11 protein-coding genes and 1 pseudogene are annotated in these 13,181 nt (G+C 70.2%); 6 read left to right on the forward strand and 6 right to left on the reverse strand.

Going from position 1 to position 13,181, the window contains the following annotated elements:
• Positions 1 to 156 precede the first annotated feature (156 nt).
• Together ACXKR8_RS47185 and ACXKR8_RS47190 are read left to right on the forward strand one after the other, a co-directional pair.
• Positions 157 to 375: pseudogene (locus ACXKR8_RS47185) on the forward strand (CocE/NonD family hydrolase); the annotation flags it as partial.
• An 80-nt stretch (positions 376 to 455) separates the two neighbouring features.
• Positions 456 to 1,757 carry a CocE/NonD family hydrolase C-terminal non-catalytic domain-containing protein gene (locus tag ACXKR8_RS47190; protein ID WP_462100737.1) on the forward strand — a complete coding sequence of 434 codons (1,302 nt, stop codon included), beginning with the start codon at positions 456 to 458 and terminating at the stop codon, positions 1,755 to 1,757.
• A 23-nt stretch (positions 1,758 to 1,780) separates the two neighbouring features.
• Here the strand turns inward: ACXKR8_RS47190 and ACXKR8_RS47195 are convergent, their stop codons facing one another.
• On the reverse strand, positions 1,781 to 2,599 hold the full coding sequence (locus ACXKR8_RS47195) for a glycine betaine ABC transporter substrate-binding protein (protein ID WP_458270704.1): 819 nt from the start codon (positions 2,597 to 2,599) through the stop codon (positions 1,781 to 1,783).
• A gap of 105 nt (positions 2,600 to 2,704) precedes the next feature.
• Here ACXKR8_RS47195 and ACXKR8_RS47200 point away from each other — a divergent pair, with 105 nt between their 5' ends.
• A complete protein-coding gene (locus ACXKR8_RS47200; protein ID WP_458270705.1) occupies positions 2,705 to 3,637 on the forward strand; it encodes a LysR family transcriptional regulator in 933 nt (310 codons plus the stop codon).
• Between the two features lie 20 nt (positions 3,638 to 3,657).
• On the opposite strand, the gene ACXKR8_RS47205 is transcribed toward ACXKR8_RS47200, so the two are convergent.
• From ACXKR8_RS47205 to paaI, 3 genes are all read right to left on the reverse strand, one after another.
• Positions 3,658 to 4,020, reverse strand: a complete 363-nt coding sequence (locus ACXKR8_RS47205) for a VOC family protein (RefSeq protein ID WP_458270706.1) — start codon at positions 4,018 to 4,020, stop codon at positions 3,658 to 3,660.
• A gap of 80 nt (positions 4,021 to 4,100) precedes the next feature.
• Positions 4,101 to 5,498 (reverse strand): phenylacetate--CoA ligase PaaK, encoded by a 1,398-nt coding sequence (gene paaK, locus ACXKR8_RS47210; RefSeq protein ID WP_458270707.1) that lies wholly within the window; start codon positions 5,496 to 5,498, stop codon positions 4,101 to 4,103.
• Positions 5,495 to 5,929 carry a hydroxyphenylacetyl-CoA thioesterase PaaI gene (gene paaI, locus ACXKR8_RS47215; RefSeq protein ID WP_458270708.1) on the reverse strand — a complete coding sequence of 145 codons (435 nt, stop codon included), beginning with the start codon at positions 5,927 to 5,929 and terminating at the stop codon, positions 5,495 to 5,497. Before paaI ends, paaK begins: the two co-directional genes overlap by 4 nt.
• A gap of 127 nt (positions 5,930 to 6,056) precedes the next feature.
• On the opposite strand from paaI, the gene ACXKR8_RS47220 reads away from it, so the two are divergent.
• Genes ACXKR8_RS47220 through ACXKR8_RS47230 form a run of 3 tightly spaced genes read left to right on the forward strand, consistent with a single transcriptional unit; the run spans position 6,057 to position 8,913 of the window.
• Complete coding sequence (locus ACXKR8_RS47220) at positions 6,057 to 7,289, forward strand: thiolase family protein (RefSeq protein ID WP_458270709.1); 1,233 nt, start codon at positions 6,057 to 6,059, stop codon at positions 7,287 to 7,289.
• A complete protein-coding gene (locus ACXKR8_RS47225) occupies positions 7,286 to 8,059 on the forward strand; it encodes an enoyl-CoA hydratase/isomerase family protein (RefSeq protein WP_458270710.1) in 774 nt (257 codons plus the stop codon). The genes ACXKR8_RS47220 and ACXKR8_RS47225 overlap by 4 nt, the downstream gene beginning before the upstream one ends.
• The gene (locus ACXKR8_RS47230; RefSeq protein ID WP_458270711.1) at positions 8,056 to 8,913 is read left to right on the forward strand and encodes a 3-hydroxyacyl-CoA dehydrogenase family protein; all 858 of its coding nucleotides are present in this window, start codon (positions 8,056 to 8,058) and stop codon (positions 8,911 to 8,913) included. The genes ACXKR8_RS47225 and ACXKR8_RS47230 overlap by 4 nt, the downstream gene beginning before the upstream one ends.
• A 145-nt stretch (positions 8,914 to 9,058) precedes the next feature.
• Here the strand turns inward: ACXKR8_RS47230 and ACXKR8_RS47235 are convergent, their stop codons facing one another.
• Together ACXKR8_RS47235 and ACXKR8_RS47240 are read right to left on the reverse strand one after the other, a co-directional pair.
• Positions 9,059 to 9,739: a hypothetical protein gene (locus ACXKR8_RS47235; protein WP_458270712.1), complete on the reverse strand. Its 681-nt coding sequence runs from the start codon at positions 9,737 to 9,739 to the stop codon at positions 9,059 to 9,061.
• Positions 9,736 to 13,107 (reverse strand): CHAT domain-containing protein, encoded by a 3,372-nt coding sequence (locus tag ACXKR8_RS47240; protein WP_458270713.1) that lies wholly within the window; start codon positions 13,105 to 13,107, stop codon positions 9,736 to 9,738. The genes ACXKR8_RS47235 and ACXKR8_RS47240 overlap by 4 nt, the downstream gene beginning before the upstream one ends.
• Positions 13,108 to 13,181: the final 74 nt, after the last annotated feature.

Consider the following 13,181-nt stretch of genomic DNA (forward strand, 5'->3'; position numbering starts at 1 on the left):
GCCCGGTCGACCGCTCTGGGCGGTGGTGTCGCGCTGCTGCTGCTCGCCGCCGTCCTGGGCCAGTCCACCTCAGCTGCGGCCTCCGTCGCACCGCACAACTGGCAGCCCGAGGCTCCGACCTACGCGGTCGGCGCGCCGGTCCACACCACGGTCACCATGGACGACGGAGTGGTGCTGTCGGTCGAGGTCGTCTACCCCACTGACCCGACCACGGGCGGGCGCGCGACCGGCACCTTCCCGGTGCTGCTGACCCAGAACCCCTATGGTGCCGGGCGGTCCGACCCCACCACCCCCGGCGACTACTTCGTCCAGCGCGGCTACATCTATGTCGCGGCCTCGGTGCGCGGCACCGGCGACTCGGGCGGGCAGGTCGACTGGTTCGGCAGCCGCCAGGGCCAGGACGGCGCCGAGCTGGTCTCCTGGGCCGCCCGCCGACTCGCGGATCCAACGGGCGGATCGGCCTCGACGGCTGCTCCTACCTCGGCGTCGACCAGTGGTTCACGGCAGCCGCCGTGGGCAAGGACTCGGCGCTCAAGGCCATCACCCCGTTCTGCACCGACTCCGACTTCTACAACGACCTCACCGCCGACGGCGGCATACCCACCCCCTTCGTGGCCGGCATCGCCCAGGGCGAACCCCGGGGACCGCAGGACGATCCCACCACCGACCCGCAGTCGGTCACCATCGCCCAGCTGTTCGGCGGCGGCCCCCGCTCCTACGACAACGACTACTGGCAGTCCCTGGACGTCCAGAAGTTCATGCCGCAGATCGTGGCGAACGGGATCCCGGCGCTGACCGAGGCCGGCTGGAACGACCTGTTCCCCGGCGGCAACCTCGGTGACTACGTCGCGGCCCAGAACGCCTACTTCCACCGGCCGTTGACCCAGCCGGTGGCGCCCGGCGCGGCGGTCACCGGCCGTTACCAGGCCATCGTCGGGCCCTGGACGCACGGCGAGAACGTCAATGAGTCGACCCTGCAGGGGATCCGACTGGAGTGGTTCGACACCTGGGTCAAGGGCCGGAACACCGGCATGGCGTCGACCAGCACACCGCTGCACCTCTTCGAGAACGGCGCCGACCACTGGGTCGACACCGCCGCCTGGCCGCCCACCAGCAGCGCGAGCACGTACTACCTCGGCGCCGGCTCCTCCCTCACCCCGGGAAGGCCGAGCAGCACCGGGCAGGACAGCCTGGCCTGGGCCCCGGCGGGCCCGACCAGCACCCTGACCTACACCACGTCGGCGCTCACCAAGCCCGCCGTCCTCGACGGCCCGACCGATGTCACCCTCTACGTACGCTCCACCACGACGGACGTCGAGCTGACCGCGACGCTGAACATCGTCGCTCCCGACGGAACCGTCACCAAGCAGGCGGACGGCGTCCTGCTCGGCAGCCAGCGCCAGCTGAACCCCCAGCTGAGCTGGTACGGACAGGGCCTGACCCTGCTTCAGCCGAGCCACCCGTTCACGCAGGCGAGCCAGCAGCCGGTCACCCCCGGAGAGCTCACCCGCTACGACATCTCGCTGCTGGCGAACTTCACCCGGATCCCCGTCGGCTACAAGCTGCAGATCGTCGTGAACAGCCAGCCGCCCGCGAACTTCCACAGCGCGCTGATCCCCACCCCGCAGGAGACAGCCGCGCTCACCGGGGGCAGCTACACCGTCGAGCACTCCCCGCTGGCGGCCTCGGTCGTCAACCTGCCGCTGACACAGAACGTGTTCGGCACCAGCCCGGTCGACTGGGGCCCGGCTTCCTGACCCCGGCCGGCTACCCGACGACCTCACCCGAGCAGTTCGCCGTGGACCGCCAGATAGCGGTCGGCGGCCTGGAGCGGGGTGAGGCCGTCGGCGTTGATCAGGGTGTCGAGCTCCTCGACGACGTCGTTGCCCAGGTGGAGCCGGTCCAGCCGGGAGACGGTCTCCGGGTGGATGCGTTCGAGTGCCGCCTTGCGGACGACGGGGCTCGCCCCGTCGACGCTGCCCAGCAGCTGCTTGGGGTCGGCGATGGGCCGCAGGCCGTGCAGGCGGTTGAGGTACTGCGGGCGCCAGAGCGGGACGACGAACCACTCGCCGTCGGCGATGCCCTGCTCGACCCGGGCGATGAACCCGCTCTCGGTGCCGGGGGTGAAGGTGTAGCCGTGCTGGTCCAGGCCGTACTCGGTCACCATGCGGGCGGAGAAGCGGCTGATGCCCGCCCCCGGATTGATGCCGTCGATCGTGAGGGTCATCCGCTCGGCCACGTCCGGCCGGGTGAGATCGGCGACCTCGCGGACCGCCTCGGCGGGTACGTAGGGCGGCACGGCCCAGACGCAGTACGGGTGGTAGTGCGGTGACAGCACCCGGACCTGGTCGCGGTAGGCGGACAGGTAGGTGGCATGGCTGGAGGGCAGCCACGCCGAGACAAGAATGTCGACCTCCCCGGCCGCCTGCAACCGGAACAGCTGCTCGTGCGGTGCCTCGACGCTGGTCACCCGGTGGCCGTGGGCCTCCAGGAGGCGGCGGGTGACGGCCGCCGCGGCGCGGTGGAAGGAAAGGGCGATGTTGCCCACGGTGATCGCGGGCCCGGCGGGTGTCGTGATCGGGGCGGGTGTCGTGGTCATGGTGTTTCCTGTCGCGGCGGGAGGGTGCGGGGGTGATCCCATCCTGCGGAGGCCGGAGGTCATGAGTCCAAGGATTGTTTTCTATCAAACCCATACGCTGGACACATGGCAACGCTCCGACAGTTCGAGTACCTCGCCGCCATCGTCGACGAGGGCTCCTTCACCCGCGCCGCCGAGCAGCTGCACATCACCCAGCCCGGGCTGTCGCACCAGTTCCGGGCCCTGGAACGCGAGGTCGGCGGCCCCCTGCTGGAACGCCTGCCCCGCGGCGTACGGCTGACCCCGGCGGGGCGGGCCATGCTTCCGTACGCCCGGGCCGCCCTCGCCGACGCCGGGCGCGCCACCACCGCCGCCCGCCGGGCCGTCGGAGTCGCGACCGGGGAACTGCAGCTGGCCACGCTCTACTCGATCAGCTTCGGCGTCCTGCCCACGGCCCTCGGGATCTGGCGCCGGCAGTACCCGGGCGTACGGGTCCGGCTCTTCGAACACCGCCGCGCGGACGATCTGGCCGCCGCGATGACCGAGGGCCAGGCCGACATCGCCATCGGCCCGCCACCCGCGGACTGGGAGGGCCCCACCCGCCATGTCGGCGCGGAGGAATTCCTGGTGGTGACCCACCACGGCGACCCGGCGGCTGCGGCGGACCATGCCCCACAGGTCCGGCTGGCCGACCTCGCGGACCGCGAATGGGTTCACTTTCCCCCCGACAGCGGGCTGGCCGACATCCTCGACCAGGCGTGCGCCACCGCTGGGTTCCGCCCCCGGGTCGCGGTACGCACCGAGCAGGCCCCCGCGGCGGCCAACTACGCCGCGGCCGGGCTCGGCCCCACCCTCGTCCCCGCCAACACCGTCCCGCCGCACTTCGGCGGCGCGCTGCTGCGCCCCGACCCGCCGGTCAGCCGCACCCTCACCGCCTACACCCGGACCAGCCCCGACCCCATCGCCGCCGCCTTCCTGGAAACCCTCGCCGACCAGGCCCTGCTGATGCCGTCCCACGTCCGCAGACGCCTACGCCCCAGCGCCCGCCGGCGCGGCTGAGCCGCGAACGACTGCCGCTGCTAGGCGGGCAGGTCGAGCTGCCAGGAGACGCCGAAGCGGTCGTTGACCCAGCCGAACCTGGTGCTGAAGCCGTAGGACCCCAGCGGCATCAGCTCCGAGCCCTGCTCGGCGAGGGCCCCGTACAGGCGGTCGATCTCGGCCTCGGTCTCGCACCGCACGTAGAGCGAGACCGCCGGGGTGAAGCCGAAGTCGTGCTGCACATAGCTGTCGATGCACATGAACCGCTGGCCGGCCAGCGAGAAGGTGGCGCGCTGAACCGTGCCCTCCTGCCCCGGTCCCTCGGCGCCGTAGCGGGTGAGGTGGATGACCTCGGCTGCGACGCCGCGGTTGCCATCCTGAAACGGTAGACCGATCCCTCTCACCTCGTCGCGTTCACCACGCCGCGGGCCTGCTGAGGACCTGCGCGCAGCTCAGCCCGCCCGCAGGTCAGCTCGCCCGCGGCTCAGCCCGTGCGCAGGTCGCGGACCCGGCGGATCTTGCCGACCGAGCGCTCGATGGTGTCCGGTTCCACCACCGTCACCTCCACCGAGACGCCGACCCCGTCCTTGATGCCCCGGGCGATCGCGGCCGCCGCCGCGGCCCGTTGGTCCGGGGTGGCGCCCGGCCGGGCTTCGACGGCCACCGACATGTGGTCCATCCGCCCGCGCTGGGTGATCTGCACCTGGAAGTGCGGCGCGACGGCGGGCGTGCCGAGCACGATCTCCTCGATCTGGGTCGGGAAGACGTTCACCCCGCGCAGGATGATCATGTCGTCGCAGCGTCCGGTGACCTTCTCCATCCGGCGGAAGGCAGGCCGCGCGGTGCCCGGAAGCAGCCGGGTCAGGTCGCGGGCGCGGTAGCGGATGACCGGCAGCGCTTGCTTGGTCAGCGAGGTGAAGACCAGCTCGCCGCTCTCGCCCTGGGCCAGCAGTTCGTCGGTGATCGGGTCGACCACCTCGGGGTAGAAGTGGTCCTCCCAGATGTGCAGCCCGTCCTTGGTCTCCACGCACTCCTGCGCCACCCCCGGGCCGATCACCTCGGAGAGCCCGTAGATGTCCACGGCGTGGATGTCGAGCCGCTCCTCGATCTCGCGGCGCATCGCCTCGGTCCACGGCTCGGCGCCGAAGATGCCGACCTTGAGCGAGGTGCTGCGCGGGTCGATGCCCTGCCGCTCGAACTCGTCCAGCAGGGTGAGCATGTAGGAGGGGGTGACCATGATGATCTCGGGCTTGAAGTCCTGGATGATCTGCACCTGACGAGCCGTCATCCCACCGGACGCCGGGATCACCGTGCAGCCCGCCCGCTCCGCGCCGTAGTGCGCGCCGAGGCCGCCGGTGAAGAGGCCGTAGCCGTAGGAGATGTGCACCTTGTGGCCCGGCCGGCCGCCGGCCGCGCGGATCGAGCGGGCGACCACATCGGCCCACATGCTCAGATCGTCCTCGGTGTAGCCGACCACGGTCGGCCGCCCGGTCGTCCCGCTCGACGCGTGGACCCGGCGCACCTGCTCCATCGGCACGGCGAACATCCCGAACGGGTAGGTGTCGCGCAGATCGGCCTTGGTGGTGAACGGGAACCGGGCCAGGTCCTCCAGGCTGCGGCAGTCCTCGGGCCGGACGCCGGCCGCGTCGAACTTGCGGCGGTACAGCTCGACGTTGTCGTACGCGTGGCGCAGCGTCCACTGCAGCCGGGTGAGCTGCAGCGCACGCAGTTCGTCGGGGCTGAGCCGCTCACCGGCGTCCAGCAGGTCGGCGGGCAGCGGCTGGGCCCGCCGGGGCACCAGGGCCGGGCCGGGCGCGGGGGCCGATTCGGTCGCGGGGGCCGGCTGGGGTGCGAGGGCCGTGGTGGTCGGCTCGACGCTCATTCTCTCTCCTTGTTGCCTCTGATGACGCGGCTGCGACCGCGGAACTCCGCGATGACGTCGCTGCCGCGGTGCACGGTCACGTCGTAGATGCCGCTGCGGCCGTAGCGGGTGCGCTCGTGGGCGGTGGCGATGAGCACGTCGCCCTCGTGTGCGGGGGCGACGAAACTGATGTCCGCTCCGGCCGCCACGGTGACGGGGCCGAAGGAGTTGCAGGCGCAGGCGAAGGCAGTGTCCGCGAGCAGGAAGACATAGCCCCCGTGGGCGATGCCATGGCCGTTGACCATGGTGGGAGTGACGGCCATGCGCAGCCGCGCAGACCCGTCAGCTGCCTCCAGGAGTTCCATGCCGAGATTCTGCGAGGCCTTGTCGGCGGCGAACATGAGCTGCGCCGGACCCGGAACGCCCCTGCTGGATTGGGTTTTGTCTTCCATGATGGACCTCGCCTTGTGTACCGACCGAACATTCGGTTAGTTTGCAGCACCGCCAACTAACCAAACACCCGAGCCGCCTGTCAAGGGATGAGGCATGGTTCAGGGCGCTTCCTCAGGAGGAGAACCGATGAGCAGCTATCGGCGCGAGGTCTATCTGGTCGACGGGGCACGGACGCCGCAGGGCCGCTACGGCGGCGCGCTGGCCTCGGTCCGTCCGGACGACCTGGCCGCGCTCGTGGTCGCCGAGGCCGTGCGGCGGGCCGCGGTGCCCGGCGCGGCCGTCGACGAGGTCATCCTGGGCGCCGCCAACCAGGCCGGGGAGGACAACCGCGACGTGGCCCGGATGGCGGTGCTGCTGGCCGGGCTGCCGGAGACGGTGCCCGGCTACACCGTCAACCGGCTCTGCGCCTCCGGGCTGACCGCGCTCGCCAGTGCGGCGCTGGCGATCCGGGGCGGGGAGGCCGAGGTCGTGGTCGCCGGCGGGGTGGAGTCGATGACCCGCGCGCCCTGGGTGCTGGAGAAGCCGGGCACACCCTGGGCCAAGCCGGGCCAGGTCCACGACACCTCGCTGGGCTGGCGGTTCACCAACCCGCGGTTCGCCGAGGCCGACCGGGCGGTGCCCGCCGACTCCGGGCCGCTGACGTCCAAGGTGACCCTGTCGATGGGCGAGACCGCGGAGGAGGTGGCGTCGCTGGACGGCATCACCCGGGCCGAGAGCGACGCCTTCGCCCTGCGCAGCCACCAGCGTGCGGTCGCCGCCCAGCAGGCGGGCCGCTTCGACGCCGAGATCGTGCCGGTCCCGGTCGGCGACGGGGAGGTCCGGGCGGACGAGGGGCCGCGGCCGTCGACCACCCTGGAGCAGCTCGGCCGGCTGCGTACGGTCTTCCGCAGCGGCGGAGTGGTGACGGCCGGCTCGACCTCGCCGCTCTCGGACGGGGCGTCGGCCCTGGTGGTGGCGAGCGCGGAGGCGGTCGAGCGGCACGGGCTGACGCCCCGGGCCCGCATCGTCGCCTCGGCCTCGGCCGGGGTCCAGCCCAATCTGATGGGCCTCGGCCCGGTCCCGGCGACCGAGAAGGCCCTGGACCGGGCCGGCTGGCAGGTCGGCGACCTGGACGCGGTCGAGCTCAACGAGGCGTTCGCGGCCCAGGCGCTGGCGGTGATCTCCCGGCTGAAGCTCGACCCGCAGCGGGTGAACGCGGACGGCGGCGCGCTGGCGCTGGGCCACCCGCTGGGCTCGTCCGGCTCGCGCATCGTGCTGACGCTGCTCGGCCGGCTGGAGCGCGAGGGCGGCCGACGGGGTCTGGCCACGCTCTGCGTGGGCGTCGGCCAGGGCGTGGCGATGCTGGTGGAGCGGGTATGACCGGCGGTACGAACGACAGGACGAGCAGGGACTTCGAGACGCTGCTGGTCGAGGAGCTGGACGACCGGACCGTGGTCACCCTCAACCGGCCCGAGGCCCGCAACGCGATCAGCGGCCGGATGATCGCCGAGCTGCACGAGGTGTGCACCCGGCTGGAGCAGGACCCCAAGCTGCTGCTGCTGAACGGCCGGGGCGGGGTCTTCGCCGGGGGAGCGGACATCGCGGAACTCCTGCGGCGCGGGGCCGATCAGGCGCTCCAGGGCATCAACAGCCGTTTGTTCGAACGGGTGCGGCAGCTGCCGATGCCGACGGTCGCCGCGGTGTCCGGCTGGGCGCTGGGCGGCGGAGCCGAACTCGCCTACGCCTGCGACATCCGCCTCGCCACGCCGGACGCGGTGTTCGGCAACCCGGAGCCGGGGCTGGGGATCCTCGCCGCCGCCGGCGCCTGCTGGCGGCTGTCGGAACTGGTGGGGGAGTCGGTGGCCAAACAGGTCCTGCTGGCCGGACGGAACCTGGACGCCGCCGCGGCGAAGGCGGCGGGCCTGGTCATGGACGTGGTGGAGCCGGACAGCCTGCTGGCGGAGGCGCACGCCCTGCTGGACCGGATGGCGCGTTCCTCCGGGCGGGCGCTGCGGATGACCAAACTGGTCGTGAACGCGCCGGCCGGGGCCCACCCGCTCGCGGACGACCTGGCCCAGGCCGTGCTCTTCGAGGGCGCGGACAAGAAGGACCGGATGACCCGGTTCCTGGAGAAGCGGAGCAGCAGATGACCAAGGCACCCAACGCCGTCGGCGTGATCGGAGCCGGCCGGATGGGCGCGGGCATCGCGCAGTCCTTCGCCGCGTCCGGTTCGGCCGTCACCATCGTCGAGAGCGGCGAGGCCGCCGCGAAGGCGGCCCTGGAGCGGATCGCGAGCGGCCTGGCCCGCGCCGCCGAGCTCGGCAAACTGCGGGACGAGACCGCCGAGGCGGTGCTGGCCCGGATCACCACGGTGCCGTCGGTGGCCCAACTGCCGCACGGCCTCGCCCTGGTGGTCGAGGCGGTGCCCGAGATCGCCGCGCTCAAAGCGCAGCTGCTGGCCGCGGCGGAGCTGGCGGTCGGCCCCGGCACCGTCCTCGCCAGCAACACCAGTTCGCTGTCGGTGACGGAGATGGCCGCCGTCCTGGAGCGCCCGGGCCGGTTCCTCGGCATGCACTTCTTCAACCCGGTCCCCGCCTCGGAGCTGGTGGAGATCGTGGTGACACCGGCCACGGACGCGGAGACCGTGGCGGCAGCACTGGAGTGGACCAGGGCGCTGGGCAAGAAGGACGTCGTCGTCAATGACTCGCCCGGCTTCGCCAGCAGCCGACTGGGCCTGGCGCTGGGCCTGGAAGCCATCCGCATGGTCGAGGAGGGGGTGGCCGCGCCCGAGGCCATCGACGACGCGATGCGGCTCGGCTACAAGCACCCGATGGGCCCGCTGCGGCTCACCGACCTGGTCGGCCTGGACGTCCGACTGGCCATCGCCGAACACCTCCACGCCACCCTCGGCGAACGCTTCGCGCCTCCGGCGCTCCTCCGCGACAAGGTCGCCCGCGGCGAACTGGGCCGCAAGTCTGGCCAGGGCTTCTACACCTGGCAGTGAGCCCGGGCCGCCTCGGCCGAGCGGATGGACGTGGGAGTACGCCGAGGGCAGCGTGAGTTAGGCCGCTGCCCTCGGCGGCGGGGGCGTTCGCACTCCATGCCGGGGTCTGCCAGGTCACTGAAGAATGCGTACAGGCCCTCGACGTTCAGGAGGAGAAGAGGACCTCGCGTTGCCGAGCTGGAAGATTGCCCCTGAACTTCCGCAGTTTTTCGATCTCTGCCTGCAGCCCGATCTGAATGACTGTGGTGGTCGCCGCCGGCACGCGTCCTACCAAGGTCAGAGCATGGGAACCAATCAGATCGACGTCCGCAGTCCGGCGAAAGTACCACTCGGCAGTCGGCTCGCCGTCACCGGCGGCCTTCAGATACCAATTTTCCGATTCATATTCGATCGACCGCTCCGTTTTCAACTCCGCTTCGATGATCGTCGGCAGCAGCTTCACCGTCGGGGACAGGGATACGGTGTGACTGTGCTTCACCCTGGTCGCAACCGCAGACGGCTGCATGGACCACACTGACGCAACCCCGTCACCCTGCGGCGCGAGCCGCACGGCCAGCACAGCGCCCGTCAGCGGCGCACCACCTGGACGGAAGGTGCAACTCAGATGCAGCAGGAAGTAGGCGTGGGTCGCAGCTTCCTGGATGAGATGTCGCCTGAGTCTTTCATCAATACCAGTGGCCTGCGGTGTGAGGTGTTCGACATCAGAATGGCCGATGGTGGACCGTGCCGGGGGATCTCCGCCCAGGGGGTAGGAGCCCAGGACGCGTCGGGGCTCCCAGTCCACGTCGTCGAAGGTCAGGTCTGGCACTGTGAAGATGGATGTCACGCTGCCTCCGATTTCGCTCTGCTGCCAGGTGTGCGCCAGTCACCCAAGAACACGAAGCCGCCCCAATCGCAGTAGTGGGGGAATTGTTGTCGCGTGCGCTGCTGCGCGTCGCGGAATGCGTCCCGCTTCTCCGCTCCCGCAGCGAGTCGTTCGTAGAGTGTGGTGAAGAAGAGGCCGACCGGTTCCGGCTCGACTGGCCACAGCACGGCCACGATCGACCGGCAGCCCGCGATCATCAGGGCGGCGGGGAGCCCCCGCAGGTTGTCGGCCAGGTCGAAACGCCCAAGGGCGCTTTCACAGGCACTGAACGAGGCCAGGTCGACGCTGCGCAGGTCGCTGCGCACGATGTCGTGCGCGAACACTCGGCTTTCGGTCCCGGCTGTGCCGGGTTCCAGATACAGGGACTGGAATGCCGGGGCCACCGCGTCCTGGGACCCGTGGGCTGCGATGTGAAGGTAGCGGGCCTCACCGAGGCGGCTCAGTATTCCATCCCGGGTGGCGTCGTCTCCGGTCAGCGCTTGGGCGCCGAACACCGAAGCGACGGCTCGTGCCTGATCTCCGAGCTCGGGAGCGTCAGCGAAGCCGAACTTGCGGCCGCCGTAGCAGGCCGCGATGGACAGGATCGATTCGGCCGGTGTCCTCGATGCAGGTCTGTCGCGCAGTGACGTGAGCGAAGTGAGGCTGGTGACGACCCACTGCTCGGCGAGCGGGACGCCTTCGTGGTACAGGAGATGGAAGGGCAGATAGTGAAGCGCCCCCTGGGCCCAGATGCACAGATGGTCCTTGCCCTGGGCGTGCCAACGTGGCAGATCCTGCGCGACGTATCCGAGATAGTGGGTGAGATTGCGTTCCAGGACCTGCTCGGCTTCGCGGCTGACGGTGCGGAAATCCGGCTTGTCGAACAACGCATCGCGAAGGGCGGCTACTTCGAAGGCCAATGGATGAAGGTAGAGCTGCTGGTCTCCTCGCGCACCAACAAGGATGCTGCGGATCGGATAGTCCTTGGTCCTGGCAGTGATGCTGCTTGTGACTTCGTCACGGGTGATCGCGGTGGCGGAGATCGCCTCAATCCCGCGTGCCCCGGTCATCTGCAGCAGAGTGATGAGCGCCGTCCGATCGTCGAGCTCCGCTTGGACTTCGGCGAGCATGAGGGGGAGCACCGGTTCGGCAGGCCGGTCGAAGGCCGCCTGTGTCAGTGCGTCGTCGAAATGCCGGCGAAGGTTCCGGAGCCGATCGACCGAGGTCGCCCCGGCGTTCGCCTCACGAGGATGGGCATACGCGGTGAGCAGCGACGACGCTGTGCCGAACGGACTGTCGAGCGCCATGGACGGATCCGGTCCGACGTCCGCCTCCGACGCTGAGATCTCGGCGAGCGTCGGCAGCAGCTCGTCGACCTCCAGCGGCCCGGGGTCGGACAGTGCCGAGGCAAATCGGTTCCCCTTCGCGAGCTGGTGCAGCAGCAGGATCGCTTCCGGTTTTACATGTCGGTTGGGGAACTTGCCAGCGATCAAGCGGTAGACCTCTTGGAGGAGTTCAGTGGCCCGTTCTCCGACCTGGCGTTCCAGCAGTGCCGCATAGGGCAGAAGCTCTGCGGCGAGAACCTGAGCGACCAGCAGATCCCGGTTGGCGCTCCCCGCCATGCGCTCGACGCAGGTCAGCGCCTCGTCGCGGAGGCCCAGAGCGAGGAAAAGCCCTATGGACCGCCCATACCAAGAGTTCGAGGCCAGCAGGCTCCCAGCCTTGCCGAGGTTGTTCGCCTCGCCCCAGCTCAGTGCAGTGCACAGGGCGGTCATCGCTTCGGGTCGATCGCGGGCGATCTCCGGCGCCATGTCCAACGCCTCGGCCAGCAACTCTGCTCCTATCCGCTCGGCATCGGCGGGTAGTGACAAACAGGCGCCATGGATGAGTGCTCCCGCCAATCGCTCCGGCGACCAGTTCCCGGACTTCGCCCGAGCCCTGAGTTGCTCGGCGTGCCGGTTCAGACTCCGGGCCCGGAGCCCGGTGTCACGGCGTCGGCCATCATGTTCGGCGTCGGCCTGAGCGCCGACGGCTCGCGCCTCGGCTAGCAGAAGTCGGTAGTAGAACGCCGGTTCACCATCGCGGACGTACTCGCGCACCGAGTCAATGAGTTCGAGTCGGCGGCCGGGGTCGCGCTCGGATTGCACGGCCCGCAGAACGACGATGAGTGCGCTCCTGCCGTCAAGCTGTCGCAACGACTCCGGTCGGAGTGCCGGCATGGCCGGCGCTGCCGAGGGATCGATTTCTCGCAGCACGGTGAGCACAAACCCGTAGCGTTCCGCGTCCGTGACCGGGTCGATCCAGGCAAGTGCCTGCCGCGCCGTTCGAGCCAGGGCGCGTGCGGACGGCCGCGGTGCACGCCGACCCTTCCACCAGGGTGGACGGGCAAGGCGCTGCCAGAGCATGGCCTGGACGAGTGCCTTCGCGGTCATCGGCCGGATCCAGCTGATGCCGAAGGACAGTGCCTCACGCAGATGGCCGACGGCTTCAGCGACGACCGTGACGGGATCGGGCATGCTGAAGTCGTGATCAATCGCGTCGATCGACCGCATCTGTCGATCAACGCGTGTGCGGTAGGCGTCCCAGAAGTGTTCCAGCGGCAGCCCGTTCGTCACGGCGTCGAGCTGGAACCGCCCGAGCAGTGACAGCGCGGCCGCCAGTTCCTCGTTGTCGCCCGACATCCGAGCCGCTGTGACGCGCGCCGCAGCGATAGCAGCTGCCTCTTGGTAGACCAAGCCGTCCGGAATCCGGGAGAGCAACTCGCCTGCGACCTCCGCGACCGCGCGGACCGCCGATCGGACATAGATCGGACCGTCCGGGTCCGCTGATGCTTGGCACGCGGCCAGCAGCACCAGTGCGGCCTCGTAGGCGAACCGGGCGCCGTCAGTGCGAGCTGTCTCCAGGCATTCGTTCATCAGCGCATCGACATAGCGCTGCGACAGCTGTCCGGCCACTGGCGGTCGGGCAGCGTCGGCCGCTGCCTGCCGGCGGCTCACCTGCCGGCGATCCATCATCGTCCACAGCCGCTCGACCGGCCCTGCCCCAACGGGCCAGCGTTCTCGGCCGCTGCCCCAGTCCTGGGCGATCGCCGTGACGAAGGCCAGCACCCCCTTGCGCTGGTCCGTGTCCGCCCACATCTCGAGGTGCCGAAGGGACTCCGGCCGCAGGATCCTCGGGTGGAACGTGACGAGCAGCATGCGCTGGTCGTCGTCCAGGTCGAGGGCGAGTGCCGCCACTTCGACATCCGAGTTGTGCGACGTTCCGGCCCAGCTCGGCAGCAGCTGGTCGACCAGCAACTTGTCGTCGTTCAACGACACCCCCTGAAGCACGCCGTGCAGTACGGGCAGCATGGTGCGTACGTACCGGCCCAGTTAGTTAACTGTACGTCAGATTGCTTTCGGTGGGCCGGAGTTCTCCCGCATCT

The sequence above is a fragment of the Streptacidiphilus sp. PAMC 29251 genome, from assembly GCF_054208735.2.